Consider the following 25,905-nt stretch of genomic DNA (forward strand, 5'->3'; position numbering starts at 1 on the left):
GACATCGCCGGCGGCGTGGTGTCCGACGCGTTGACCGACTGGCGCGGTGACCCGCCGGTCGGCGACTGGAGCGGCGCACCGGTCCAGGGCCGTCACCGAGATCGCCGGGTCCACGCCACGCTCGTAGCGGCGGGCGGCCTCGCTGGGCAGGTGCAGCCTGCGCTGGGTGCGCGACACGGCCGCGGCGTCCCAGACCGCGGCCTCGAGCAGGACGTCGGTGGAATCGGGGCGCACCTCGGTGGTCGCCGCGCCCATCACCCCGCCGATGGCGGCGACCGCGACGTCGTCGGTGATCAGGACGTCGGCCGGATCGAGCCGCCGCTCGACGTCGTCGAGGGTCACGACGGTCTCGCCGGCCCGGGCGAACCGCACGGTCAGGCCGCCGGTGATGCGGGTGCGGTCGTGCGCGTGCAGCGGGTGGCCGAGTTCGAGCATCACGTAGTTGGTGACGTCGACCGCCGGGGAGGTGGCCCGGATGCCGGACAACAGCAGCCGCCGCTGCAGCCACCACGGCGACACGGCGGTGGGGTCGATGCCGGAGACCGGGCGCAGCGCGAACCGGCGCACCCCCGTGTCGGCCTGCACCGTGAGCGGCCAGGCCTCGCCCGCGACGGGCAGGGGCTTGACCACCTGGTCGCTGGCCGGGTCGACGAACTCCAGGTCGTAGGCGCAGGCCACCTCGCGCGCCAGGCCGCGCACCGACAGGCCGTAACCGCGGTCGGGCGTGATGGCCAGGTGGAACACCACGTCGTCCAGGCCGAGGACGGCGACCCCGTCGGCGCCCGGTTCCGCGGTGCCCGGCGGCAGCACCAGGATGCCGGAATGGTCGGCGCCCAGGCCCAGCTCGGCCGCCGAGCAGATCATGCCGTCGGAGGTCCGGCCGTAGGTCTTGCGGGCGGCGATGGTGAAGTCGCCGGGCAGCGTGGTGCCGGGCAGCGCCGCGACCACCAGGTCGCCGACCGCAAAATTGGTGGCGCCGCAGACGATGTCGCGGTCCTGCGGCTCGCCGACGTCCACGCGACAGGCCCGGATCGGCTTCTTGAAGCCGGTGAGCTCCTCGATCGCGGTGACCCGGCCGACGGTCAGCGGGCCGGTCACCGGCCCCAGGGTGCTGACCTCTTCCACCTCGTGGCCGACGCGGATCAACGCCTGCTCGAGGTCGGCCGGCGTGGCGTCCCACCCGGGCGCGCCGGCGGTCACGACCTCGCGCAGCCAGCTGTACGGGATGCGCATCAGGCGCCCACCCCGAACGGCAGGGAGAACCGGACGTCGCCCTCGACCATGTCGCGCATGTCGGGGATGCCGTTGCGGAACTGCAGGGTGCGCTCCAGGCCCATGCCGAAGGCGAAGCCGGAGTAGGACTCGGGGTCGATCCCGGCGGCCCGCAACACGTTGGGGTGCACCATGCCGCAGCCACCCCATTCCACCCAGCCGGCGCCGCCCTTCTTGCCCACGAACCAGACGTCGACCTCGGCGGAGGGCTCGGTGAAGGGGAAGAAGTGCGGGCGGATCCGGGTGCGGGCCTCGGGCCCGAACTCGGCGCGCGCCAGCGCGTCCAGCGTGCCCCGCAGGTGCGCCATCGTCAGGCCGCGGTCCACCGCGAGGCCCTCGACCTGGTGAAACACCGGCGTGTGCGTGGCGTCGAGCTCGTCGGTGCGGAAGGTGCGGCCGATGGAGACGATGTAGACGGGGAGGTCGCGGTGCAGCAGCGCGCGCACCTGCACCGGCGAGGTGTGGGTGCGCAGCAGCTGCCGGGAGCCCTCGGGCGCGACGTAGAAGGTGTCCTGTTCGCTGCGGGCCGGGTGGTCGGCCGGGAAGTTCAACGCGTCGAAGTTGAACTGCTCGGTCTCGACCTCGGGGCCCTCGGCGAGCTCCCACCCCATCGCGACGAAGGTGTCGGCGATGTGCTCGGCCAGGATCGTGATGGGGTGCCGGGCGCCGACCGGCTGCCGGGTCGACGGCAGGGTGACGTCGATGCTCTCGGCGACCAGGACGGCGGCGTCCCGCTCGGCCCGCAGCGCGGCGAGGCGTTCGTCGAACGCCCGCTGGGCGTCGCCGCGGGCCGCGTTGACCCGCTTGCCGGTGTCGGCGCGCTGCTCCTTGGCGACGGTGCCGAGCGCCTGGCGCGCCAGCGCCAGCGCCGCACGGTCGCCGAGGTGGTCGGTCTTCGCGCGGGCCAGCGCCTCCAGGTCGCCGGCCGACGCGAAGGCCTGCCGGGCGGCGCTGACCGCGCGCGCCAAGGCCTCCGGCGACAGGTCGACGGGTTGATCACCCACGCGGCGACACACTCCTTGCTGACGGGATTGTCCGGGCTGGGCGGACGAGTGCTGATCATAGTGATCCGCCGCGGGTGGCCCTGCGGGCGCGTGGCGGCGGGCCGCTCAACCGGTGACGGCGGTCAACGCGGCGTCGCCGTCTGCTGGTGCCGCCGCATCGGCGCGGCCGCCGGCGAACGTCGCCAGCTTGTGGGCAAGGAACGCGCCCAGGACCCCGAACACCGGCGCGGCCGCCATGGTGCCCCAATGGTGGGCCAGCACCAGGAAACCGAAGCCCGACGACGCCACCAGCATCAGGCACCGCACCGGGGTCCAGTGGATGGGCTGCCGGAGCCGGGCGGAGACCAGCACCCCGAGGATGACGGCGACGGTGTGCCCGGCGTCGGTGAAGTCACCGCCGATCACCGCCGACGCGATGCCCGCCGCCACCCACCAGCCGACCCAGGCCGCGCGCCAGGGCTTCGGGATGACGGCCGTCATGGCGCCCAGCACCGCCAGGGCGCCGTAGCTCATGCCCACGTCGCTGGCCCGGGTGACCGACGTCGGCAGCCAGCCGAATTCGACCGCGGCGGCCAGGGCGGCCGCCACCAGCAAGGTCGCGCCGACGTGGCCGACCAGGAAGGCCACGACCAGCCGGATGGTGCGCAGGTGCAGCTCCGCCAGCGCCAGCAGGCAGGTCAGGAACGGCAGCCAGAAGTACAGCGGTCCGGCGTCGACGACCAGCGCGCTGCCCAGCAGCGTCCCGACGTGCCCGTGGGACAGGTTGTGCACGTTGGTGCTGGCCCGCTGCACGATGACGTCATGCGTGTGGGGCCCGAGCGCCAGGAGCGCGCAGCTGATGGCAAGCAGCAGCCCCGCGTACCCCACCGTGAATCGCACCCGGGCAAGCCGGGAGAACAGGCCCCCTAACATTGCCGTCCATTATTCCTGCGCGTTTGTTTCGCCCGTGTCATCAGAGCCTGACAACTCCCTTAGAGTCCTGAGGCGATAGATCGCCAGATCGGCCGGTATCCCGGCGGGTTTCGGCCCGAAAACCGGCTTCCGTGCGCGTTTGGCCTCGACGCCCAACGCATCCAGCTCGCTTTGCGGGATCTGGTCCAACGTCGCGCTCGACACCATGATTCCGCCCTTGGTGGCGCGTTCCATCACCCGCGCGGCGATGTTGACGTCGACGCCCAGCCAATCCGCCGCCAGCCGCTGCGGGCGCCCGGTGTGCACCCCGACCCGCATCCGCGGCGTGTGCCCGGCCACCTCCACCGACCGCAGCGCCTGCTTGGCCGTCAGCACGGCCCGCACCGCGACCGTCGGGTCGCCGAACACGGCCATGATCCCGTCGCCCATCCGTTTGACGATCTGGCCACCGGCGTCGAGCAGCGGCGGCTCGATGGCCCGCGCCACCTGCCGCAGCAGCGTCAGGGCGGCGTCGTCGCCCGCCTGCAGCGACCACGTCGAGAAGCCGACCAGGTCCGTGAACACCAGCGTCACCTCGGGGTTGGCCGGGCGCCGGGCGACGGTCTCGCTGAGCGCCTGCCACAGCTGCAGGACGCCGAGGCTCACCTCCCGTGACACCGCGTCGCGGTCACCCAGCAGCCGGTCGGCCGCGCGCGCGGCCGCGCGCGGGCCGCCGTCGCCGGCCATCGACAGCGGGTCACCGAATTCCGGGTCGCCGGGCAACAGGCGGCGCGCGCGCCGGATGAACGCCACCGCGCCGGGGCTGTGGTTGCGGTTATGCAGCCACTGCGTCGCGGTGTGCACCGACACGGCGGGAACGTGGGATTTCGCGGCGGAGGTCGACGTGCGCGTGGCTTCGTCGGGCTCACCCGGCTCCGAGTCGCGACGCGCGAGTTCCACTCGGCCAGGTTATTTGGTTTCGCGAGAGGCAGGCAACGAGGCCCTCGTCAGGTGTGTCACATCTCGCAGCGAAGCGCCTGATCACGGCGGTGCCACACCGGCGCGCAGGCTCGGTAACACCGCGGGCGGATCGTGGACAACGTTCGTTGTCAAAGTTATCGTGGGCCAAGGAGGTCGCGATGACTGGCAGTTCCACAACGTCCGCCGACCCGCTCGGCCCAGAGTCGTTGACTTGGAAGTACTTTGGCGATCTGCGGACCGGGATGCTGGGCGTCTGGATAGGGGCCATCCAGACGATGTATCCCGAGCTCGGCGCGGGCGTCGCGGAACACTCCATCCTGTTGCGCGAGCCGCTGCAGCGGGTGGCGCGCTCGGTGTACCCGATCATGGGCGTGGTCTACGACGGCGAGCGGGCCGCGCAGACCGGGCGTCAGATCACCGACTATCACCACACCATCAAGGGGGTGGACGACGCCGGCCGCCGCTACCACGCCCTGCACCCCGAGACCTTCTACTGGGCGCACGCCACGTTTTTCATGCTGGTGATCAAGGTGGCCGAATACTTCTGCGGCGGCCTGACCGATGCCGAGAAGCGTCAGCTCTTCGACGAGCACGTGCAGTGGTACCGGATGTACGGCATGAGCATGCGGCCGGTGCCCGGCTCCTGGGAGGAGTTCTGCGAGTACTGGGAACGGGTGGGCCGCGACGTGCTGGAGGTCAACCAGGCGACCCGGGACATCTTCGACATCCGAATCCCCAAGCCGCGCTTCGTGCTGATGCCGACCCCGCTGTGGGATCAGCTGTTCAAGCCGCTGGTCGCCGGGCAACGGTGGATCGCGGCGGGCCTGTTCGAGCCCGCGGTCCGGGAGAAGGCGGGCCTGCACTGGACGCCGGGCGACGAGGTGCTGCTGCGCCTGTTCGGCAAGTGCGTCGAGCTGGCGTTTCTGGCGGTCCCCGACGAGATCCGGCTACACCCGCGGGCGCTGGCCGCCTACCGCCGCGCGCAGGGCCGACTGCCCAGCGACGCGCCGCTGACCCAGGCGCCGTCCTTCATGGCGCCGCCGCGGGATCGCCGCGGGCTGCCGATGCACTACTTCCCGCCGCCGGCCCGGCCGGCGAAGGCGCTGATGGAGCGGGCCGGGTCGCTGGTGCACACCACGCTGTCGCTGACCGGGTTGCGGGTGGCGCGGGGCCGGCGGCCCGCTACGGCCGCGTGAGGACGCCCAACGCCCGGGCGCTCTGATACAGGCAGACGGCGGCCGCGGCCGCCACGTTGAGGCTCTCCGCGCCGCCCGCCATCGGGATGCGGATCCGATGGTCGGCGGCGGCGGCGATCTCGCCGGGCAGCCCGTGGGACTCGGGGCCGAACAGCCAGGCCGCCGGCCCGGTCAACAGGGCGTCCGCCTCGTCGAGGCGGGTTTCGCCGTCGACGGTGGTGGCGAGCACCCGCAGCCCGGCGCCCCGCAACGCGGCGACGGCCGCGCCGGCGTCGGGCGCGACGACGACGGGCAGCGAGAAGATGCTGCCGGCCGACGCGCGCAGGCACTTGCCGTTGTAGGGGTCGACGCTGTGGCCGCCCAACACCACCGCGGCGGCCCCCATCGCGTCGGCGATCCGGATCAGCGTGCCGGCGTTGCCGGGCTCCCCGATCTCGACGGCGACCGCGACCAGCCGCGGCGCGCCGGCCAGCACGTCCGCCAGGCTGGTCTCCGGTGCGTCGCACACCGCGACCAGGCCCGCGGGAGTCACGGTGTCGGACAACGCTTTCGCGGCGCGCTCGGTGACCACACGCACCGGGATACGCCGTGCGGCCCGCTCCAGGGCCGCCAGCAGCGGCGCGTAGCGTTGCGCCGCGGCCTCGGTGACGAAGACCTCGCGCACCAACCCGCGCCGGGACGCCGCCTCGACCAGGTTGTGCCCCTCGGCGAGGAACCGTCCGGCGCGGCGGCGGCCGACGTGGCGGTGCAGTTTGACCGCGGCGGCGACCGTGGCCGATCGCTCGGTCAGCAGCTCACGGGCCGCGTCGGCCAGGCTAAGCAGCCTCTCCGGAACCCGACGGGGCGTTGACGTCCTCGGGCAGCGCGGCGCGCGCCACCTCGACCAGCGCGGTGAACGCCGCCGGGTCGGTGATCGCGATGTCGGCCAGGTTCTTGCGGTCGACGTCGACGCCGGCGGCCTTGAGGCCCTGGATCAGCCGGTTGTAGGTGATGTCGTTGGCGCGGGCCGCGGCGTTGATCCGCGAGATCCACAGCTTGCGGAACTCGCCCTTGCGCGCCCGACGGTCGCGGAAGGCGTAGTTCAGCGAATGCAGTTGCTGCTCTTTGGCTTTGCGGTAGAGCCGGGATCGCTGGCCGCGATAGCCCTTCGAGGCCTTGAGGACGCTGCGCCTCTTCTTGTGGGCGTTGACCGCCCGCTTCACGCGTGCCATGGATGTTCCTACTCTCGTTGAAAACTCGTTGGGTCAAGGTGCCGTGCCAGCCCGCGGTCGGGTATGGCCGGCTCGGGGTCAGCCGTTGAGCAGGCTGTTGACGCGCTTGGTGTCGTTCGCCGACACGGTGGTGCGGCCGTCGAGGCGGCGGGTCCGCTTGCTCGGCTTGTGCTCGAGCAGGTGCCGACGGTTCGTGTGCTGCCGGACGATCTTGCCGGTGCCGGTGCGCCGGAACCGCTTGGACGCCCCGCTGTGGGTCTTTGCCTTGGGCATGTTTCCTCTAGTTCTCGCTCGTGGTTCTTCTCGGTCGTAAACGGCGATCGTGACGGCGGTCGTGACGTCGGCCGCCGGTTGACGCGTCAGTTGGGTGAGGTACCGGTCTCGGCGGTCGCGTCGGAATCCGACGCCGCGTCGCCGCCCTGGTCCTCGGGGTGCCGCGCACGGGCGCGCGTCTTCGCGCCGCGATGCGGTGCCAGCACCATCGTCATGTTGCGGCCGTCCTGCTTGGCCGACGTCTCCACGAACCCGTACTCGGCGACGTCCGCGCCCAGTCGTTGGAGCAGTCGGTAGCCCAGCTCGGGCCGCGACTGCTCGCGTCCGCGGAACATGATGGTGACCTTGACCTTCGAACCCGCTTCCAGGAAGCGGATGACGTGACCCTTCTTGGTCTCGTAGTCGTGGTCGTCGATCTTGGGCCGCAGCTTCTGCTCTTTGACGACGGTCTGCTGCTGGTTGCGGCGAGATTCGCGCGCCTTTTGCGCCGCCTCGTACTTGAACTTGCCGTAGTCCATGATCTTGCAGACCGGCGGCCTGGCGTTCGGGGCGACTTCGACGAGATCGAGATCGGCGTCCGCGGCGACGCGCAATGCGTCTTCGATACGCACGATGCCGACCTGCTCGCCCCCTGGGCCGATCAGTCGGACTTCGGGTACGCGGATGCGCTCGTTGACGCGGGTCTCAGTGCTGATGGGGCCTCCCTTGTTGGGCTTACTGTGTCCACCGGCGATCAGCGCCCGGGCCGCCCTGGAATGCAGTGGTGGATGTCGTCACACCATCAGCAGAAAAGCCCTGCAGATGCAGGGCCCAATGCCGACCGATCGCCGCCTGAGCACCTCAAACGGCCCGCGTCGAACGCGGAACAGACATCGCAGATGTCTGTGACCGGACCGCTGGGCCTTGGCAGAGACATCCGGGGACATCTCATGGCTAGCGGTGGGAGTGGGACTCCACTTAACTGTTCCTGGCCTTCGCCGGGATGGTCGCAGCGGCCAGTTTAGCAGCCTTGAGGTGCCTTTTAACCCTCCGGCAACCAGAACCGCGCCGACGGGTCCCGATCCGCTCAGCCAACGGTAGGGAATTACTGCCCGTCGGTCTTGGCGCTTCAACAAGCTTTTCACGGATTCAGGGCTTATCCTCGCGGTCTGTGACGCTCGCATCGACACGTTCGGGACCCCGTTCGGGGCCTCGCGGCCGGTCCGGCTCCCGCTATCGCTGGGTGCCCGCGGCGGCCGGCTGGACGGTCGGCGTCATCGCCACCGTGTCACTGCTGGCGAGCGTGTCGCCGCTGATCCGCTACCTGATCAAGGTGCCGCGGGAGTTCATCAACAACTATCTGTTCAACTTCCCCGACACCAGCATCGCGTGGTCGTTCGTGCTGGCCCTGCTGGCCGCCGCCCTGACCGCGCGCAAGCGCATCGCCTGGCTGCTGTTGCTGGGCAACATGATCCTGGCCGCCGGCCTGAATGCCGCCGACATCGCCGCGGGGGACAACACCCCCGCCGAGACGTTCGGCGAGAACCTCGGGTTATCCGTCCACATCGTCGCGATCGTGTTGCTGGTGCTGGCCTACCGGGAGTTCTGGGCCAAGGTGCGCAGGGGCGCGCTGGTCAAGGCCGCCGCGGTGCTGGTTGCCGGCGACGTCATCGGCATCCTGGTGTCCTGGGGGCTGGTCGAGCTGTTCCCCGGCACGCTGGCCCGCCAGGACCGCCTGCCCTATGTGGCCAACCGGGTCGTCGGCTTCGCCCTCGCCGACCCCGACCTGTTCACCGGCCGGCCCCACGTCTTCCTCAACGCGATCTTCGGGTTGTTCGGTGCGCTGGCGTTGATCGTCGCGACGATCGTGCTGTTCCAATCGCAGCGCGCCGAGAATGCGCTGACCGGCGAGGACGAGTCGGCGATCCGCGGCCTGCTGGAGCTGTACGGCAAGAATGATTCGCTGGGCTACTTCGCCACCCGCCGCGACAAGTCGGTGGTGTTCGCGCAGAGCGGCCGGGCCGCCATCACCTACCGCGTCGAGGTCGGCGTGTGCCTGGCCAGCGGCGACCCGATCGGCGACCCCCGGGTCTGGCCCCAGGCCATCGACGCGTGGCTGGGCTTATGCCAGACCTACGGATGGGCGCCCGGCGTGATGGGGGCCAGCACCCAAGGGGCCCGCAGCTACCGGGAGGCCGGCCTCAACGCGCTGGAGCTGGGCGACGAGGCCATCCTGCGGACCGCCGACTTCAAGCTGTCCGGGCCGGACATGCGCGGCGTCCGCCAGGCCGTCACCCGGGCCCGCCGGGCCGGGCTGACGGTGCGCATCCGGCGGCACCGCGACATCCCGCCCGACGAGATGACGGACACCATCGCCCGGGCCGACGCGTGGCGCGACACCCAGACCGAGCGCGGGTTCTCCATGGCGCTGGGCCGGCTGGGCGACCCCGCCGACGAGGACTGCCTGCTGGTGGAGGCCATCGACCGCGACGGCGCGGTGGTCGCGATGCTCTCGCTGGTGCCGTGGGGCACCACCGGGGTGTCGCTGGACCTGATGCGCCGCTCCCCGCACTCCCCCAACGGCACCATCGAGCTGATGGTCAGCGACCTGGCGCTGAACGCCGAAGGCTTGGGCATCACCCGGATCTCGCTGAACTTCGCGATGTTCCGCTCGGCGTTCGAGCAGGGCGCGCAACTGGGGGCTGGCCCCGTGGCGCGCCTGTGGCGCGGCTTCCTACTGTTCTTCTCGCGGTGGTGGCAGCTGGAGACGCTGTACCGCTCGAACATGAAGTACCAACCCGATTGGGTGCCCCGGTTCGCGTGCTACGAGGACGCGCGGCTCATTCCGCGGGTCGGCGTCGCCTCGGCGCTGGCCGAGGGTTTCCTGGTCCTGCCGTTCGGCCGGCGTAAGGCCCACACCGGGCACCACCCCGCCGTCCCAGCCAGGCTGGCCGAGTCCGGGCTGCTGCATCCCGACGGCAGCACGCCCGACGTCAGCGGGTTGCAGCGCCGCCGCGAAACCGCCGACGCCGAGGAGGCCCGGGCGCGCCTGCCCGAGCAGGTCCGGGTGCGCCTTGCCAAGCTAAAGGCCTTGCAGCGCAACGGGATCGACGCCTACCCGGTGGGGTCCCCGCCCAGCCACAGCGTCGCCCGGGCGCTCGACGCCGACGACCGGGAGTCCGTCACCGTCGCGGGCCGGATCCTGCGGATCCGCGACTACGGCGGGGTGCTGTTCGCCCAGCTGCGCGACTGGTCCGGCGACATCCAAGTGCTGTTGGACAATTCGCGCCTGGCCAGCAAGCGGGTCGCCGATTTCACCGCGGCCATCGACCTCGGCGACCTGGTCGAGGTGACCGGGCACATGGGGTTCAGCAAGAACGGCACCCGCTCGTTGATCGTCGCCGACTGGCGGATGATCGGCAAATGCCTGCGGCCGCTGCCGAACAAGTGGAAGGGGCTGACCGACCCCGAGGCGCGGGTCCGCGCCCGCTACGTGGACCTGGCCGTCAACCGCGAGTCGCGGGAGTTGATCAAGGCGCGCGGCAGCGTGCTGCGGTCGGTGCGAGAGACGTTGTTCGCCAAGGACTTCATCGAGGTGGAGACGCCGATCCTGCAGCAGGTCCACGGCGGCGCGACGGCGCGGCCCTTCACCACGCACATCAACACCTACGACCTGGACCTGTTCCTGCGGATCGCGCCGGAGCTCTACCTCAAGCGGTTGTGCGTCGGCGGCGTGGAGCGGGTGTTCGAGCTGGGGCGGGCCTTCCGCAACGAGGGCGTCGACTTCAGCCACAACCCGGAGTTCACGCTGCTGGAGGCCTACCAGGCCCACGCCGACTACATCGTGTGGATCGACGGGTGCCGGGAGCTCATTCAGAACGCGGCCCAGGCCGCGCACGGCGAGCAGACGGTGCTGCGGCCCCGCGGCGACGGTGGCGGGTTGGAGCCCGTCGACATCTCCGGCGCCTGGGCGGTCAAGACCGTCTACGACGCCGTGTCCGAGGCGTTGGGCGAACACGTCGATCCGGACACGTCGCTGGCGACGCTGCGCAAGCTGTCCGACGCGGCCCACATCCCCTACCGGGCGCACTGGGACGCCGGCGCCGTGGTGCTCGAGCTCTACGAGCACCTGGTCGAGGACCGCACCGAGGAGCCGACCTTCTACATCGACTTCCCCACCTCGGTGTCCCCGCTGACCAGGCCGCACCGCAGCCAGCGCGGCGTCGCCGAGCGGTGGGACCTGGTCGCCTGGGGTGTCGAACTGGCCACCGCCTACAGCGAGCTCACCGATCCGGTGGAGCAGCGGCGTCGCCTGCAGGAACAGTCGCTGCTGGCCGCCGGCGGCGACCCCGAGGCGATGGAACTCGACGAGGACTTCCTGCAGGCCATGGAATACGCGATGCCGCCCACCGGCGGGCTGGGCATGGGTATCGACCGGGTGGTCATGCTCATCACGGGCCACAGCATTCGCGAGACCCTGCCGTTCCCGTTGGCCAAGCCGCACTGAGCCGCGGCCGGCCGCCGCGCACGTTGAGCCAATATGTTCCCGCCGGGTTACGAATAGCTCACAATGAACGGCGTGATGTCGACGAGCGCGCAGCTCCTGGCGAGCAGTCACACCTCGCTGATGCACGGCTGGCTGCCGACCACGATCCAGGCGGCCGCCGCGGCCGTGCTGGCGGTCTCGGTGTGCCGGCGGTCGCGTCGCTGGCGCACGGTGTGGCTGCCGCTGGCCGCGCTGGCCGGCGGCGCCGCGGCCTACGCGACGCACTGGTACATCGTCGACCGGGGCCTGTCCGAGGAACCCGCCCCGTGGGCGCTGTGGCTGTGGATCGCGCTGTCCGGCACTGCCGTGGCGGCGCTGCCGCTCGGCTGGGGTAACGCGCGCCGCTGGCGGGGCGGCGCCGCCGTGCTGGCCGTCCCGTTGTGCCTACTCAGCGCCGCGCTGGTGCTGAACCTCTGGGTGGGCTACTTCCCCACCGTGCAGTCGGCGTGGACCCAGTTGACGTCCGGCCCGCTGCCCGACCAGACCGACCGGGCCACCATCACCGCAATGGCCGCCAAGGGCACCCGGCCGCCGCACGGCACGGTGGTGCCGGTCGTCATCCCGTCGGACGCGTCGCACTTCAAACACCGCGGCGAGCTGGTTTACCTGCCGCCGGAGTGGTTCGCCAGCAGCCCGCCCCCGCCGCTGCCGACGGTGATGATGATCGGCGGGCAGTTCAACACCCCGGCGGACTGGACGCGCGCGGGCGAGGCCATCAAGACCATCGACGACTTCGCGGCCGCCCACGACGGCAACGCGCCGGTGCTGGTGTTCGTCGACTCCGGCGGCGCGTTCAACAACGACACCGAGTGCGTCAACGGCGTGCGCGGCAACGCGGCCGATCACCTGACCAAGGACGTGGTCCCGTTCATGGAGTCGACGTTCGGCGTCAGCGCGCGGCGGGCCGGCTGGGGTATCGCCGGCTGGTCGATGGGCGGCACCTGCGCCGTCGACCTGACCGTCATGCATCCGGAGCTGTTCAGCGCCTTCGTCGACGTCGCCGGCGACTACTACCCGAACGCCGGCACCAAGGCCCAGACCATCGCGCGGCTGTTCGGCGGCAACGCCGACGCCTGGGCGGCCTTCGACCCGACCACCGTGATCGACCGGCACGGCCCCTACACCGACGTGGCCGGCTGGTTCGCGATCTCCTCCGACGCGGCCGGGCGCCGCGATCCGGTGCCGACCGACAGCGGCGCCGTGCGCCTGGCCGCCCGCGACGCGGCCGCCAACCCCGGCAACCAGGCCGCGGCCGCCTACTCGCTGTGCGCGCTGGGCCGCGTCAACGGCATCGACTGCGCCGTGGTCGCGCAGCCCGGCAAGCACGACTGGCCCTTCGCCGACCGGGCGTTCGCCGCGGCGCTGCCGTGGCTGGCCGGGCGGCTCGGGACGCCGGGCGTCCCCCAAATCCCGCTGCCCGACGCGACGGCGCCCACCGTCGGCGCGCCGGTGGTGGTGCCGGCGCAGCACTCCGCCCCGGGGCCGCCGACCGTCAGGCGGTGACCTTGCGGCGCCCGCCGGAGCGGCGCGGGGCCGGCGCGGGGGCGCTGCGGCCGATGACCTCGGCGAGGAATTTGCCGGTGTAGCTCTCCGGCACCGCCGCGACGTCCTCCGGGGTGCCCTCGGCGACGACGGTTCCGCCGCCGGCGCCGCCCTCGGGTCCCATGTCCACGATCCAGTCCGACGTCTTGATCACGTCGAGGTTGTGTTCGATGACGATCACGGTGTTGCCCTTGTCGACGAGGCCGTTGATCACCTTGAGCAGCTTGCGGATGTCGTCGAAGTGCAGGCCCGTGGTGGGCTCGTCGAGGATGTAGATGGTGCGGCCCGTCGACCGCTTCTGCAGTTCCGCGGCGAGCTTGACCCGCTGCGCCTCGCCGCCGGACAGCGTCGGCGCCGGCTGGCCCAGCCGCACGTAACCCAGGCCCACGTCGACCAGGGTCCGCAGGTAGCGGTGGATGCCCGAGATCGGCTCGAAGAACTCGGCGGCCTCCTCGATGGACATGTCGAGCACCTCGGAGATGGTCTTGCCCTTGTAGTGCACTTCGAGGGTCTCCCGGTTGTATCGGGCGCCCTGGCAGACCTCGCACGGCACGTACACGTCGGGCAGGAAATTCATCTCGATCTTGATGGTGCCGTCGCCGGTGCAGGCCTCACACCGGCCGCCCTTGACGTTGAACGAGAACCGGCCGGGCTGGTAGCCGCGGACCTTGGCCTCGGTGGTGGCGGCGAACAGCGTGCGGATCTTGTCGAACACGCCGGTGTAGGTCGCCGGGTTGGACCGCGGGGTGCGCCCGATCGGCGACTGGTCCACCCGCACCAGTTTGTCGAGGTGATCGAGCCCGGTGACCCGGGTGTGCCGCCCCGGAACCTGCCGCGCGCCGTTGAGCCGGTTGGCCAGCACCGCCGCGAGGATGTCGTTGACCAGCGTCGACTTCCCCGACCCGGACACGCCGGTCACCGAGGTCAGCACGCCCAGCGGAAACGTCACGTCGATGCCCCGCAGATTGTGCTCGCGGGCGCCGACGACGGTCAGCTGGCGCTTGCGGTCGACCGCGCGCCGCATCGCGGGCGTCTCGATGCTCTCCCGGCCCGACAGGTAGGCGCCGGTGATCGACTCGGTGTTGGCCAGCAGTTCGGCGTAGGTACCGCTGTGCACGATGTGGCCGCCGTGCTCGCCGGCGCGGGGCCCGATGTCGACCACCCAGTCCGCGTGCGCAATGGTGTCCTCGTCGTGCTCGACGACGATCAACGTGTTACCCAAATCCCTGAGGCGCGTGAGGGTTTCGATGAGGCGCCGGTTGTCGCGCTGGTGCAGCCCGATGGACGGCTCGTCGAGCACGTAGAGCACCCCCACCAGGCCGGACCCGATCTGGGTGGCCAGCCGGATGCGTTGCGCCTCGCCGCCGGACAGCGTGGCCGCCGCCCGCGACAGCGACAGGTACTCCAGGCCGACGTCGAGGAGGAACCCCAGCCGCGACTGGATCTCCTTGAGCACCTGGCCGGCGATCGCCTTCTCCCGCGGGCCGAGCGTGAGCCGGTTCAGGAAGTCCGAGCAGTCGGCGATCGACAGATCGCACACCTCGGCGATGGACTTCGATCCGCGGTCCCCGGCGGCCAGCGAGACCGCCAGGATCTCCGGCTTGAGCCGGGTGCCGTCGCACTCCGGGCACGGCACGTCCCGCATGAAGCCCTCGTAGCGCTCCTTCATCTGCTCGGACTCCGTCTGCGCCATCTTGCGCTGCAGGAACGCGAGCACGCCCTCGAAGTCGGCGTAATACGAGCGGGTCCGGCCGTAGCGGTTGCGGTACCGGACGTGCACCTGGTGGTCGGAGCCCTCGAGGATCGCCTTGCGGGCCTTGGCCGGCAGCTTGCGCCACGGGGTGTTGACGTCGAAACCCATCTCATCGCCCAGACCGGCCATCATCCGGGTGAAGTACTCGGCGGTGTGGCCCGTGGACCACGGCGCCACCGCGCCCTCGGCCAGGGTGCGGTCCGGGTCGGGGATCACCAGGTCGGGGTCGACCTCCTTGCGGATGCCCAGGCCGCTGCACTCCGGGCAGGCGCCGTAGGGCGAGTTGAAGGAGAACGACCGCGGCTCCAGGTCGTCGACGGCCAGCGCGTGCCCGTTGGGGCAGGCCAGCTTCTCGGAAAACCGCTGCTCGCGGTGCGCGGCGCCCGGCTCCTGGTCGACGAATTCCAGCACCACGATGCCGTCGGCCAGGTTGAGCGCCGTCTCCACCGAGTCGGTGAGCCGCTGCTTGGCGGACGCCTTCACGGTGAGGCGGTCCACCACCACCTCGATGTCGTGCTTCTCCTGCTTCTTCAGCTTCGGCGGTTCGGTCAACGGGTGCACCACGCCGTCGACCCGGACCCGGCTGTAGCCCTGGGCGTTGAGCTTCTCGAAGAGATCGGCGAACTCGCCCTTGCGGGTGCGCACCACCGGGGCGAGCACCAGGAACCGGGTGCCCTCCGGCATCGCGAGCACCTGGTCGACGATCTGCTGCGGGGTTTGCCGGGCGATCCGCTCGCCGCAGATCGGGCAGTGCGGCGTGCCCGCCCGCGCGTACAGCAACCGCAGGTAGTCGTAGACCTCGGTGATGGTCCCCACGGTCGAACGCGGGTTGCGGTTGGTCGACTTCTGGTCGATGGACACCGCCGGGGACAGCCCCTCGATGAAGTCGACGTCGGGCTTGTCCATCTGGCCGAGGAACTGGCGTGCGTAGGCCGACAGCGACTCCACGTAGCGGCGCTGCCCTTCGGCAAAGATCGTGTCGAACGCCAGCGACGACTTGCCCGAACCCGACAACCCGGTGAACACGATCAGCGCGTCGCGGGGCAGCTCGAGGTCGACGCCGCGCAGGTTGTGCTCGCGGGCGCCCTTGACTATCAGGCGATCAGCCAACGCTGCCCCTCTCACTGCCGTCTCGGCGGGCGTTGTGCCGCGGACGGTCGACGAACGAAATTGCGCACGGCGCATCCCATGCTATGTGCCCGTACCGACAAGCAGCCCGCCACCAGTAACCTGGCCGCTATGACCGCCGCGCTCGAGCCCAGCGACAACTACACTGGACACGTCGACCCTGGTACCGCGGCCCGCCGGACCCTACCCGGCGCCACGATTCTAAAGGCGTCGGTGGGCCCCATGGACAACAACGCCTACCTCGTCACCTGTTCCGCCACCGGCGAAACCCTGCTGATCGACGCCGCCAACGACGCCGACGCCCTGACCGACCTTATCCGCCGGCACGCGCCCACGGTGACGCTCATCGTCACCAGCCATCAGCACTTCGACCACTGGCAGGCCCTGGAAGCCGTCGCCGCCGCCACCGGCGCCCCGACGGCCGCCAACGAACTCGACGCCGAGCCGCTGCCGGTGACGCCCGACCGTTTGCTGGCTCACGGCGACACGGTGCGGGTCGGCGAACTGAGCTTCGACGTCATCCACCTGCGTGGGCACACGCCCGGTTCGATCGCGCTCGCCCTCGACGGGCCCGCGACCGGTGGCGTCACCCAGTTGTTCACCGGTGACTGCCTGTTCCCGGGCGGGGTGGGCAAGACGTGGCAGCCGGGCGACTTCGAGCAGCTGCTCGACGACGTCACGTCACGGGTGTTCGAGGTCTACGACGACGCCACGGTCATCTACCCCGGCCACGGCGACGACACCGCGCTCGGTGTGGAGCGTCCGCACCTGGCCGAATGGCGCGAACGCGGGTGGTGACGGCCGCCGGCTAGGACGTGGTGTGCACGATCAGCACGTCGGTCTTGGCGCGGCGCGAGACGTTGGCCGGCACCGAGCCCAGCAGCCGGCCGGCGATGGTGCTCAGCCCGACGTTGCCGACCACCAGCAGGTCCGCCTTCTCCTCCTCCGCCAGGTGCACCAGGGCGTCGACCGGGGCCCCGACGATGGGGCGCTCGTCGACGTTCTTGGCGCCGGCCGCGTGGGCGCGCTCCTTGGCGTCGCGCAGGACCGCGTAGATCGGCGCGGTCCCGGACACCTTGTAGCTCTCGTCCCGCAAGGCGTCGGCCGCCCGGGCGTCCTCGTGCTGGGGTAAGTACGCCGACGCGACGATCAGCTTGGCGTCGGGCCCCGCGATCTGCGCGGCCTTCTCGACCGCACGCAACGACGAGTCCGAGCCGTCCGTCCCGACCACCACAGTGCGATAGGCGCCCATCTACCCTCCCAATTCCGGTTGCTCAGCCAAAACAGTATCGCGTTTGCCCGTTGCTGAGGAGACACATTCGCGACACCGCGTGGCGCGGCACATTCCCCAATTGCGGGGTTTGTCCGCCGCATCGGACAATATTGCCGATGCCTAACCGACCGAATACCGACGGCTGCCGCGGAATACGCTGTATTGCGAACCTTTTCGCGAATGCCGAGGCCACCCGCGAATGCGCCGGACGTCGTTTGTGACGCCGTCCACCGACCGCGCCCTACAGTAACAAGCATCATGCCCACGCCCACCCTCGAACAGCGCTCCGGCGGCGCCGTCGACGAGGGCGTGCCGGGCCGCCGCCGCGGCGCGTTGCTCGACCCGTGGGCCATCGCCGCCCTGGCCGCCGCCCTCAGCGCCGCCTGGGCGTGCCGGCCGTCGCTGTGGTTCGACGAAGGCGCGACGATCTCGGCGTCGGCGAGCCGGACGCTGCCCGAGCTGTGGCGGCTGCTGACGCACATCGACGCCGTGCACGGGCTCTACTACCTGCTGATGCACGGCTGGTTCGCCGTCTTCCCGCCGACCGAGTTCTTCTCCCGGCTGCCCAGCGCGCTGGCGATCGGGGTCGCCGCCGCCGGCGTCACGGTGTTCGTCGGGCAGTTCGCGGACCGGCCGACCGCCGTGTGCGCGGGCGTACTGTTCGCCGTCCTGCCGCGCACCACTTGGGCCGGCATCGAGGCCCGGCCGTACGCGTTCGCGGTCGCCGCCGCGGTGTGGCTCACGGTGCTGTTGGTCGCGGCCGTGCGGCGCAACCGGCCGCGGTTGTGGGTGTGGTACGCGCTGGCCCTGATGCTGGCGATCCTGCTCAACCTCAACCTGGTGCTGCTGTTGCCGGTCTACGCCGCGATGCTGCCGCTGCTCGGCGCCGGCAGGTCGACGGCCATCCGGTGGGCGCTGTCCTCGGCGGTGGCCGTCGCGGCGATGACCCCGTTCATCCTGTTCGCCCACGCCCAGGTGTGGCAGGTGAACTGGATCTACCCGGTGAGCTGGCATTACGCGTTTGACATCGTGTTGCGGCAGTACTTCGACCACAGCGTGCCCTGCGCCGTGGTGTCCGGCGTGCTGATCGTGGCGGCGGCCGTCGCCGCGCTGGCCGGCGCGCGCCCGCCCGCCGGGGACACCCGCCGGTTGCTGCTCGCCTGCGTCGCGTGGCTGGTGATCCCGACCGCGCTGGTGGTCGTCTACTCCGCCGTCAGCGAGCCCATCTACTACCCGCGCTACCTGATCTTCACGACGCCGGCGATGGCCGCCGTCCTGGCGGTGTGCGTGGTCACCGTGGCGCGCCGGCCGTGGCCGATCGCCGGGGTGGTGCTGCTGTTCGCCGCCGCGGCGCTGCCGAACTACCTGTTTACGCAGCGCTGGCCGTACGCCAAAGAGGGGTGGGATTACAGCCAGGTCGCGGACCTCATCAAGTCGCACGCCGCGCCCGGCGACTGCCTCGTGGTGGACAACACGGTGCCGTGGAGGCCGGGCCCCATCCGCGCGCTGCTGGACACCCGGCCCGACGCGTTCCGGGCGGTGATCGACGTGGAGCGCGGCGGGTACGGCCCCAAAGTTGGGACGCTGTGGGACGGCCACGTCGCCGTGTGGCTGACCACCGCCAAGATCAACAAATGCGCCGCGATCTGGACCATCACCAATAGGGACACGGCGCTGCCCGAGCACCAAACGGGTCAATCCCTGCCGCCGGGCAGCGCATTCGGGCGGGCACCCGCGTATCGATTCCCCGGTTATCTCGGATTTCATATTGTCGAACGCTGGCAATTCCATTACTCGCAGGTCGTCAAGTCCACGCGATGACCGCGGGCGCCACGACGCGCGCAAACCGCGCACCGCTGGGTAGGTTGACCGCATGCACTCGTGGGTGACCGCACCGCTGCTGGGTGGCCAGGTGCAGGATGTCCGGCACGTCGTCGAACTTTTCGCCGCCTTCGGACTGACCGCGCTGATCGGCCTGGAGCGCACCATTCAGGGCAAGAGCGCCGGCCTGCGCACCCAGACCATTGTCGGCACCTCCTCGGCGCTGATCATGCTGGTCAGCAAGTACGGCTTCGCTGACGTCCTCAAGAGCGGCTTCGTCGTGTTGGACCCGTCGCGCGTTGCGGCGCAGGTGGTTTCGGGGATCGGGTTCCTGGGCGCCGGGATCATCATCACCCGCCGCGGCGCGGTGCACGGGCTCACCACGGCGGCGGCGGTGTGGGAGTCGGCGGCCATCGGCCTGGCGACGGGCGCCGGCCTGCTGCTGCTGGCGATCGCGGTGGTCTTCCTGCACTTCGTCAGCGCGCTGGCGTTCAACGCGGTGGAGCGGCAATTGAACGCGCGGCTGCAAGGGACCGTCCGGCTGCACATCATCTATGCCAACGGCCGCGGCGTGCTGCGCGAGCTGCTGCGGCTGAGCGGGCAGCACCACTGGCAGCTCACCGAGCTCGACGCCGACCCGCACGACATCGACGAGGGGGAAGTCGCCGTGACGATGACGCTGTCGGGCGCGAAGATCGCTACGGCGGCCAATGTTTTCGGCGCCGTGGACGGCGTCACCGCCGTCCTGCAGGCCGACGACGCGGCCGACTGAGCTCAGCCGACTGAGCTCAGCCGACGTTACCGGCGGGCTGCATCCGGCCGGCGCCGCGCGTCGCCCCGTAGGCGACCACCACCCCGGCGGCGCTCAACCCCGTGAAGACCGCGAACAGCCAGCCGGCCGCCATCACGTCGCCGCCCTTGGCGGTGTTGACGACGACACCCGCCAGCCCGGCGCCGATGGCCGCGGAAATCAGCTGCACGGTGTTGATGGCCGCGGCGGCCGCACCGCTTTCGGCCGGGTCGTTGACGCAGGCCATCGCGAGCACCGACAGGTGCGGCCAGGCCATCCCGATGCCGATGCCCGCGACCAGCAGGGCCACCGCCCACAGCCCCGCGGTCCAAATGGACGCGTCGGCGCGCTGCGCGGCCGCGCCCAACGCCAGCCCGGCCGCCGCGACCACCGGCGCCGCGCCGATGACCCACGCGATCGACCGCGGGCTTTCCAGGGAGGCGCTGAGGATCTCGCTCAGCGTCCAACCCAGCGCCAGGGCGGCGCCCAGGAAGCCCGCCGCGATGGGAGTCAGGTGCGCCAGCCGCTGACCGAACAGGGGCACGTAGGTGTCCACCATCGCGGCCGCCATCAGCACGCCCATGCTGAGGTAGATCCACTTGAGCGGCCCGGGGCCGAACACGCTGGCCGGCAGCACCGCCGCGTGCATCCGCCAGTCGACCAGCACGAACGCGCCGACCAGCACGATCCCCGCCGCCAGCAGCCCGGCCGTCGCCACGACGTTGCGCGGGATCTCGGCGACGCTGACCGCCAGGGCGGCGGTGCCGATCAGGGCCAGCGACCACACCGGCACCTTCAGCGCCGGAATGGCGGGGCTGGGATCGACGCGCGCCAGCGCGACGGGGACCAGCAGGCCCATCAGGGCGGTCACGGCGGCCATCGCGACGAACGCCCCACGCCACAGCCCGTATTGCGCGAACAGCCCGCCCGTGGCCGGCCCGACGACCGTGGCCACGCCCCACATCGCCGACACCAGGGCGGTCCCCCGCGTCCAGAGGCTGCGCGGCAGGGCGGCGTTGATGACCGCGTACCCCAGGCCGGCCAGCAGACCCCCGGCCACGCCCTGCAGGGCGCGTCCGGCGATCAGCACCTCCATGTTGGGTGCCGCGGCGCACACCAGGCTCGACACGCCGAACAGCGCCAGCCCCGACAGGTACGACGTGCGGGCGCCGACCCGCAGCAGCATGGGGTTGACCATGGTCGCGGCCACCACCGAACCCACGAGGTACAGGGTCGTCACCCACGCGTAGAGCCGGCTACCGCCGATCTCGGCGATGGTGTTGGGCAGCAGGCTGGTGGTCAGGAACTCGTTGGTGGCGTACAGCGCCACCCCGCCGGCCAACAACAACGACGTCCGGAGGTACTTCTTGCCGAGCAGCTCGCGCCAGCCGCCGGTGATAGTCGCCGCGTCGGTCACGCCTACACCGTATGGGGTGATTCTGAGGGCAGTGTGAGGCGCTCGCCGCGAGCAAACCTATTTCAGGCCGGCGGCGTCCATCCCCCGCAGCTCCTTCTTCAGGTCGGCAATCTCGTCGCGGAACCGCGCGGCGAGCTCGAATTGCAGGTCGCGGGCGGCCGTCATCATCTGCTCGGTGAGGTCCTTGATCAGGTCCGCCAGCTCGGCCCGGGGCATGGCGGCCGTGTCGCGGCCCTCGAACACGCCGGCGCTGACGGCGCGGCCCGGTTCGCCCGGCGCCCGCCGGCCGCGCGAGGCGTTGCGCCCCGACCCGCCGACCCCCACGTCGGTGTCGTCGGCCTCCCGATAGACCTGGTCGAGGATGTCGGCGATCTTCTTGCGCAGCGGCTGCGGGTCGATGCCGTGGGCCTCGTTGTAGGCCACCTGCTTGGCGCGGCGCCGCTCGGTCTCGTCGATGGCCTCTTTCATCGACTCGGTGATGGTGTCGGCGTACATGTGCACCTCGCCGGAGACGTTGCGGGCGGCGCGCCCGATGGTCTGGATCAGGCTGCGCGACGACCGCAGGAAGCCCTCCTTGTCCGCGTCGAGGATGGCGACCAGCGACACCTCGGGCAGGTCGAGACCCTCGCGCAGCAGGTTGATCCCGACCAGCACGTCGTACTCGCCCAGCCGCAGCTGGCGCAGCAACTCCACCCGGCGCAGCGTGTCGACCTCCGAATGCAGGTACCGCACCCGGATGCCCATCTCGAGCAGGTAATCGGTGAGGTCCTCGGCCATCTTCTTGGTCAGCGTGGTGACCAAGACCCGCTCGTCGGCGTCGGTGCGCTTCCTGATCTCGCCGATCAGGTCGTCGATCTGCCCCTTGGTCGGCTTGACCACGACCTTCGGGTCCACCAGGCCGGTCGGGCGGATCACCTGCTCGACGAACTCGCCGCCGGCCTGGCTGAGCTCGTACGGGCCGGGGGTGGCCGACAGGTACACCGTCTGCCCGATGCGGTCGGCGAACTCCTCCCACGTCAGCGGCCGGTTGTCGCACGCCGACGGCAGCCGGAACCCGTACTCCACCAGGTTGCGCTTGCGCGACATGTCGCCCTCGTACATGCCGCCGATCTGCGGCACGGTGACGTGCGACTCGTCGATGACCAGCAGGAAGTCCTCGGGGAAGTAGTCGAGCAGTGTCGCCGGCGGCGAACCCGGGCCGCGGCCGTCGATGTGGCGCGAGTAGTTCTCGATGCCCGAGCAGAAGCCGACCTGGCGCATCATCTCGATGTCGTAGTTGGTGCGCATCCGCAACCGCTGGGCCTCGAGCAGCTTGCCCTGGCCTTCCAGCTCGGCCAGCCTGGCCGCCAACTCGTCCTCGATCGTCGAGATCGCCTGGGCCATCCGTTCGGGACCGGCGACGTAGTGGGTGGCCGGGAAGATCCGCACCGAGTCGACCTGCCGGATCACGTCGCCGGTCAGCGGGTGCAGGTAGTACAGCGCCTCGATCTCGTCGCCGAAGAACTCGATACGGACCGCCAGCTCCTCGTAGGACGGGATGATTTCGACCGTGTCGCCGCGCACCCGGAACGAGCCGCGGGTGAAGGACAGGTCGTTGCGGGCGTACTGAACGTCGACCAGCAGCCGCAGCAGCGCGTCGCGGGGCACCTCGTTGCCCACCTCCAGCTCGACGGAGCGGTCCAGGTAGGACTGCGGGGTGCCCAGACCGTAGATGCAGGACACCGAGGCGACCACGACGACGTCGCGGCGCGACAGCAGCGACGACGTCGCGGAGTGCCGCAGCCGCTCGACGTCGTCGTTGATCGAGCTGTCCTTCTCGATGTAGGTGTCGGTCTGCGCGATGTACGCCTCCGGCTGGTAGTAGTCGTAGTACGACACGAAGTACTCGACGGCGTTGTGCGGCAACATCTCTCGAAGTTCGTTGGCGAGCTGCGCGGCCAGCGTCTTGTTCGGCGCCATCACCAGGGTGGGCCGCTGCAGCCGCTCGATGAGCCAGGCGGTGGTGGCCGACTTGCCGGTGCCGGTGGCGCCCAGCAGCACCACATCGCGCTCCCCCGCCTTGACTCGGCGCTCCAACTCGTCGATGGCCGCCGGTTGGTCGCCCGCGGGCGAGTGGGGGCTGACCACCTCGAAGCGGCCGCCCGCGCGCACCACCTGATCGACGGCGCGGTATTCCGAATGCGCGACTACCGGATGTTCCGTGGCGAAAGCCATGACCCCAGGGTAGAACCGTCCACCGACAAGCGCCGGGCCCCGGCCGTCGGGTTCACCACGGGCGTATCGGCCCGAGCAAGGACAACACCACCGCCGATTGTGCTAGCGCATGCCCCAGCGCTTTCGAAACTCGGTCATCCCTCCGGAGCGGGCGGATCACCCCGCCGGACGGGTCCAGGTCCGGGTGACCGGGTCGCATTGCAGCAGGTAGCCGTCGTTGGACGTGCTCATCGCGAATACCGACGTGTTGGGCCGGTCGCACGAGCTGCCGGAGGTGTGCGTGCCCATGGTGATCGGCGCCTTCGCCCAACTGCCGCCCGCGCAGACGATCTGTTCGTTGTTGGTCGGGTCATAGGCCAACTTGCCGACGTCGCTGCACACCCCGCCCACGACGGGTGGCGCGGGCGCCGCCGCCGTCGTCGAGGTGTTGGCGACTTGTGCCGGGTCGGCGAGGGGAACACCCGTCGGCGCGTCCCCGACCCGGGTGGCCAGCACCGGGGTGCGCACCACCGCGCCCTGCGCGCCGCACTCGTTGCTCAGCACGGTCTCGGTCTGCGTTCCGCGCAGCGTGCCGTCGGTCTGCGGCACCAGCGACCAGGCGAGCGTCTCCTGCTGAGTCGCCCGGACCTGTCCGTTCGGCTGCGTGCACCCGACCCGCTCCTGCGCCGGGGACCCCTGCCAGTAGCCGCCGACGAAGCGCAGCGTGTCGCTCTGCCCGCCGTCGGCGGTGCTTGCCACCTGATGGTTGGTGTCGTCGAGCTGGGTGCCGGCGGCCGCGCACCCGTTGGTGGTGCAGGCCGAGCGGAAGGCCCACCAGTCGGTGCCGGGGCCGTCGTGCCGGATCGGGATGCCGTTGCCCGTCCGCTTGCTCGCGTCGTAGTCCAGCTTGTAGGTGCCGTTGAGGGTCGCGTTTCCGGTGGTCGGTGCGGCGCTCGCGGCCGGCGCCGACGGTTTCGATGCGAGCGACGGATTGGCGGGCGGCGTGGTCGGCTGGAACGAATAGAGGATCGACCACGTCATCGCCACCGCGATGAGCACGGCGCACACCAGGGCGGTCCCCCACCGGGTCTTGGCCGAGAACCGGTGATTAAGCGCCGCGACCAGCCCACTGGCCCCGCGCCGCGGTGCGGGCTCGGATAGCGCGACGCCCGGCTGCGCGGCGTCGCGGGAGTCGTCGAACGGCGCGCTGACGGCGGCGGCGAATCCGCGGCACCGGTCGAACCTGTCCGCCGGCTGCTTCGCGAGCGCCTTGAAGAAGACGTCGTCGAGCTCGGCGAGGTCGGGCCGGTAGTCGCTGAGTCGCGGCGGCTCCTCGTGCAGGTGCTGGCTGATGACCGCGATCGGATTCGAATGCTGGAACGGCGGGGCGCCGGTCAGCAGGTGGAATGCCGTTGCCGCCAAGGCGTATTGGTCGGCGCGGCCGTCGATGGGCGAACCGGTGAGCTGCTCGGGCGCCGCGTAGGCCACGGTGCCGACCGCGACGTTGGTCTCGGTGATCCCGCTGATGTCACCCAGGTGCCGCGCAACCCCGAAGTCCGCCAACAGGATTCGACGTTCCCCGTCCTCGGGGTGGGTGAGCAGGATATTGGCCGGCTTGACGTCGCGGTGCAGCAGGCCGCGGTCGTGGGCGTAGTCCAGCGCCCCCGCGACGGCCTGGACAATCGCGCACACCTCCCCGATGGGCATGCCGTCGGGGTAGGTTTCCTTGACCAACCGCGACGCGTCGGTGCCCTCCACGTAGTCCATCGAGATCCACAGGTGGCCGTTGAACTCCCCGCGGTCGTGCACGCCCACGATGTGCGGGTGCCACAGCGTGGCGGCCAGATCGGCCTCGCGGTTAAACCTTTCGCGAAACTCCGGGTCCGCGGTGACCGCCTCGGCGAGCACCTTGATCACGTCGCGCCGCGGCAGCCGGGGATGCAGGGCCAGGTACACCTCGGCCATGCCCCCGGCGCCCAGCTGGCGCAGGATCGTGTAACCGGCGAAGGGGGCGCCGTTGCCCACCGTGGGCCGTGACCCGTTGGCGTCGACCGGTGTCACCTCGGGCTCGGAAGCCGGGCCGGAGCCCACGGGCGGCACCCGGCGGAACAGCTGCACCACCGGCGCGCCCGGCAACGATTGGAAGCCCGCGCGCAACGCCTCGCGGGCTTGCCGCGGGTTGCTCAGCAGGCGCCGCCCGCCGATGCGCCGCGTCGTCCCTTTGTGCTCATCCATAATCCGTCTCGCCCCCCTTCTCTCTCGGCGCTACCCGCGAATCGGCGCGCGGTCACGGCATCGTGACGCGGACCACAAGGCCACAGGCCTGCGCAATTGCCGTGCACCCCTCCCGACCGAAATCATGCCCGACAGCGGTAGGCGATTGGTCGCAGGACGCTATGAAAGACTTATGAGTGGACGAATCGGGACGCGACGCGCCCGGGGCGGCCCGCATAGGTACCACTCAGGCGGCGCACCGATACTTGTGGAGTGACAAGACCCGCCCCGCCAATACTGACAGTCCGGCACGACGGGTCCCAACGGTCCTTCGCCGCGGGCCACGAGGTGCTTGTCGGGCGCGACCCGTACGCCGACGTGCGGATTCCCGATCCGCGGATCTCACGCACCCACCTGCTGC

General features: G+C 70.8%; 20 protein-coding genes. 7 read left to right on the plus strand and 13 right to left on the minus strand.

What is annotated here, in order from left to right; all coding sequences use genetic code 11:
• From A5700_RS04380 to A5700_RS04395, 4 genes are all read right to left on the minus strand, one after another.
• Window positions 1-1,233 (minus strand): phenylalanine--tRNA ligase subunit beta (locus A5700_RS04380; protein ID WP_197502707.1); only part of this gene is annotated, 1,233 nt, incomplete at its 3' end.
• Entirely contained in the window at window positions 1,233-2,276 is a 1,044-nt protein-coding gene (pheS, locus tag A5700_RS04385) for a phenylalanine--tRNA ligase subunit alpha (RefSeq protein WP_068065025.1), read from the minus strand. The genes A5700_RS04380 and pheS, both read right to left, overlap by 1 nt.
• Before the next feature lie 105 nt (window positions 2,277-2,381).
• On the minus strand, window positions 2,382-3,188 hold the full coding sequence (locus tag A5700_RS04390; protein ID WP_068065029.1) for a rhomboid-like protein: 807 nt from the start codon (window positions 3,186-3,188) through the stop codon (window positions 2,382-2,384).
• 9 nt (window positions 3,189-3,197) lie between these two features.
• Window positions 3,198-4,127: an adenylate/guanylate cyclase domain-containing protein gene (locus A5700_RS04395; RefSeq protein WP_068065032.1), complete on the minus strand. Its 930-nt coding sequence runs from the start codon at window positions 4,125-4,127 to the stop codon at window positions 3,198-3,200.
• 179 nt (window positions 4,128-4,306) lie between these two features.
• Here A5700_RS04395 and A5700_RS04400 point away from each other — a divergent pair, with 179 nt between their 5' ends.
• The gene (locus A5700_RS04400; RefSeq protein WP_068065034.1) at window positions 4,307-5,344 is read left to right on the plus strand and encodes an oxygenase MpaB family protein; all 1,038 of its coding nucleotides are present in this window, start codon (window positions 4,307-4,309) and stop codon (window positions 5,342-5,344) included.
• Here A5700_RS04400 and A5700_RS04405 read toward each other — a convergent pair.
• From A5700_RS04405 to infC, 4 genes are all read right to left on the minus strand, one after another.
• The gene (locus A5700_RS04405) at window positions 5,331-6,137 is read right to left on the minus strand and encodes an RNA methyltransferase (RefSeq protein ID WP_156671075.1); all 807 of its coding nucleotides are present in this window, start codon (window positions 6,135-6,137) and stop codon (window positions 5,331-5,333) included. The two genes, A5700_RS04400 and A5700_RS04405, sit on opposite strands and share 14 nt — an antisense overlap.
• A gap of 22 nt (window positions 6,138-6,159) precedes the next feature.
• On the minus strand, window positions 6,160-6,555 hold the full coding sequence (rplT, locus tag A5700_RS04410) for a 50S ribosomal protein L20 (RefSeq protein ID WP_068065039.1): 396 nt from the start codon (window positions 6,553-6,555) through the stop codon (window positions 6,160-6,162).
• 78 nt (window positions 6,556-6,633) lie between these two features.
• Window positions 6,634-6,828, minus strand: coding sequence for a 50S ribosomal protein L35 (rpmI, locus tag A5700_RS04415; protein WP_068065042.1), 195 nt, complete (start codon window positions 6,826-6,828; stop codon window positions 6,634-6,636).
• 86 nt (window positions 6,829-6,914) lie between these two features.
• Window positions 6,915-7,523, minus strand: a complete 609-nt coding sequence (gene infC / locus A5700_RS04420) for a translation initiation factor IF-3 (RefSeq protein WP_082959637.1) — start codon at window positions 7,521-7,523, stop codon at window positions 6,915-6,917.
• A 455-nt stretch (window positions 7,524-7,978) separates the two neighbouring features.
• On the opposite strand from infC, the gene lysX reads away from it, so the two are divergent.
• Both lysX and A5700_RS04430 read left to right on the plus strand, forming a co-directional pair.
• A complete protein-coding gene (gene lysX, locus A5700_RS04425; RefSeq protein ID WP_082960323.1) occupies window positions 7,979-11,314 on the plus strand; it encodes a bifunctional lysylphosphatidylglycerol synthetase/lysine--tRNA ligase LysX in 3,336 nt (1,111 codons plus the stop codon).
• Window positions 11,315-11,389: 75 nt separating this feature from the next.
• Window positions 11,390-12,856 (plus strand): alpha/beta hydrolase family protein, encoded by a 1,467-nt coding sequence (locus tag A5700_RS04430; RefSeq protein ID WP_197504139.1) that lies wholly within the window; start codon window positions 11,390-11,392, stop codon window positions 12,854-12,856.
• Here the strand turns inward: A5700_RS04430 and uvrA are convergent.
• Window positions 12,846-15,758, minus strand: a complete 2,913-nt coding sequence (gene uvrA / locus A5700_RS04435; protein WP_068065047.1) for an excinuclease ABC subunit UvrA — start codon at window positions 15,756-15,758, stop codon at window positions 12,846-12,848. The two genes, A5700_RS04430 and uvrA, sit on opposite strands and share 11 nt — an antisense overlap.
• Window positions 15,759-15,887: 129 nt before the next feature.
• Here uvrA and A5700_RS04440 point away from each other — a divergent pair, with 129 nt between their 5' ends.
• Window positions 15,888-16,574 (plus strand): MBL fold metallo-hydrolase, encoded by a 687-nt coding sequence (locus A5700_RS04440; protein WP_068065049.1) that lies wholly within the window; start codon window positions 15,888-15,890, stop codon window positions 16,572-16,574.
• Window positions 16,575-16,584: 10 nt separating this feature from the next.
• On the opposite strand, the gene A5700_RS04445 is transcribed toward A5700_RS04440, so the two are convergent.
• Window positions 16,585-17,028 (minus strand): universal stress protein, encoded by a 444-nt coding sequence (locus A5700_RS04445; protein WP_068065051.1) that lies wholly within the window; start codon window positions 17,026-17,028, stop codon window positions 16,585-16,587.
• A 279-nt stretch (window positions 17,029-17,307) separates the two neighbouring features.
• Between A5700_RS04445 and A5700_RS04450 the strand changes: the two genes are divergently transcribed.
• Window positions 17,308-18,870, plus strand: coding sequence for a glycosyltransferase family 39 protein (locus A5700_RS04450; RefSeq protein WP_068065056.1), 1,563 nt, complete (start codon window positions 17,308-17,310; stop codon window positions 18,868-18,870).
• A 52-nt stretch (window positions 18,871-18,922) separates the two neighbouring features.
• Window positions 18,923-19,642: an MgtC/SapB family protein gene (locus A5700_RS04455; RefSeq protein WP_068065059.1), complete on the plus strand. Its 720-nt coding sequence runs from the start codon at window positions 18,923-18,925 to the stop codon at window positions 19,640-19,642.
• A gap of 16 nt (window positions 19,643-19,658) precedes the next feature.
• Here the strand turns inward: A5700_RS04455 and A5700_RS04460 are convergent, their stop codons facing one another.
• The 3 genes from A5700_RS04460 to A5700_RS04470 all read right to left on the minus strand — a co-directional run bounded on the left by A5700_RS04460 (window position 19,659) and on the right by A5700_RS04470 (window position 25,505).
• On the minus strand, window positions 19,659-21,077 hold the full coding sequence (locus tag A5700_RS04460) for an MFS transporter (protein ID WP_068065064.1): 1,419 nt from the start codon (window positions 21,075-21,077) through the stop codon (window positions 19,659-19,661).
• Between the two features lie 57 nt (window positions 21,078-21,134).
• The gene (uvrB, locus tag A5700_RS04465) at window positions 21,135-23,291 is read right to left on the minus strand and encodes an excinuclease ABC subunit UvrB (protein ID WP_068065066.1); all 2,157 of its coding nucleotides are present in this window, start codon (window positions 23,289-23,291) and stop codon (window positions 21,135-21,137) included.
• Window positions 23,292-23,447: 156 nt separating this feature from the next.
• Window positions 23,448-25,505 (minus strand): serine/threonine-protein kinase, encoded by a 2,058-nt coding sequence (locus A5700_RS04470; RefSeq protein ID WP_068065069.1) that lies wholly within the window; start codon window positions 25,503-25,505, stop codon window positions 23,448-23,450.
• A gap of 252 nt (window positions 25,506-25,757) precedes the next feature.
• Here A5700_RS04470 and A5700_RS26845 point away from each other — a divergent pair.
• Window positions 25,758-25,905, plus strand: a 148-nt coding sequence (locus tag A5700_RS26845; RefSeq protein ID WP_231991378.1) for an FHA domain-containing protein, incomplete at its 3' end; no start/stop codon positions are given.

It is taken from the genome of Mycobacterium sp. E1214 (genome assembly GCF_001666755.1).
GTDB lineage: Bacteria > Actinomycetota > Actinomycetes > Mycobacteriales > Mycobacteriaceae > Mycobacterium.

Coding starts and splice junctions, on each gene's coding strand:
- A5700_RS04445 (WP_068065051.1), bottom strand. CDS start 17,028: ATGGGCGCCTATCGCACTGTGGTGGTCGGGACGGACGGCTCGGACTCG.
- uvrB (WP_068065066.1), bottom strand. CDS start 23,291: ATGGCTTTCGCCACGGAACATCCGGTAGTCGCGCATTCGGAATACCGC.
- rplT (WP_068065039.1), bottom strand. CDS start 6,555: ATGGCACGCGTGAAGCGGGCGGTCAACGCCCACAAGAAGAGGCGCAGC.
- A5700_RS04390 (WP_068065029.1), bottom strand. CDS start 3,188: ATGTTAGGGGGCCTGTTCTCCCGGCTTGCCCGGGTGCGATTCACGGTG.
- A5700_RS04470 (WP_068065069.1), bottom strand. CDS start 25,505: ATGGATGAGCACAAAGGGACGACGCGGCGCATCGGCGGGCGGCGCCTG.
- A5700_RS04440 (WP_068065049.1), top strand. CDS start 15,888: ATGACCGCCGCGCTCGAGCCCAGCGACAACTACACTGGACACGTCGAC.
- A5700_RS04400 (WP_068065034.1), top strand. CDS start 4,307: ATGACTGGCAGTTCCACAACGTCCGCCGACCCGCTCGGCCCAGAGTCG.
- A5700_RS04455 (WP_068065059.1), top strand. CDS start 18,923: ATGCACTCGTGGGTGACCGCACCGCTGCTGGGTGGCCAGGTGCAGGAT.
- A5700_RS04450 (WP_068065056.1), top strand. CDS start 17,308: ATGCCCACGCCCACCCTCGAACAGCGCTCCGGCGGCGCCGTCGACGAG.
- rpmI (WP_068065042.1), bottom strand. CDS start 6,828: ATGCCCAAGGCAAAGACCCACAGCGGGGCGTCCAAGCGGTTCCGGCGC.
- A5700_RS04430 (WP_197504139.1), top strand. CDS start 11,390: ATGTCGACGAGCGCGCAGCTCCTGGCGAGCAGTCACACCTCGCTGATG.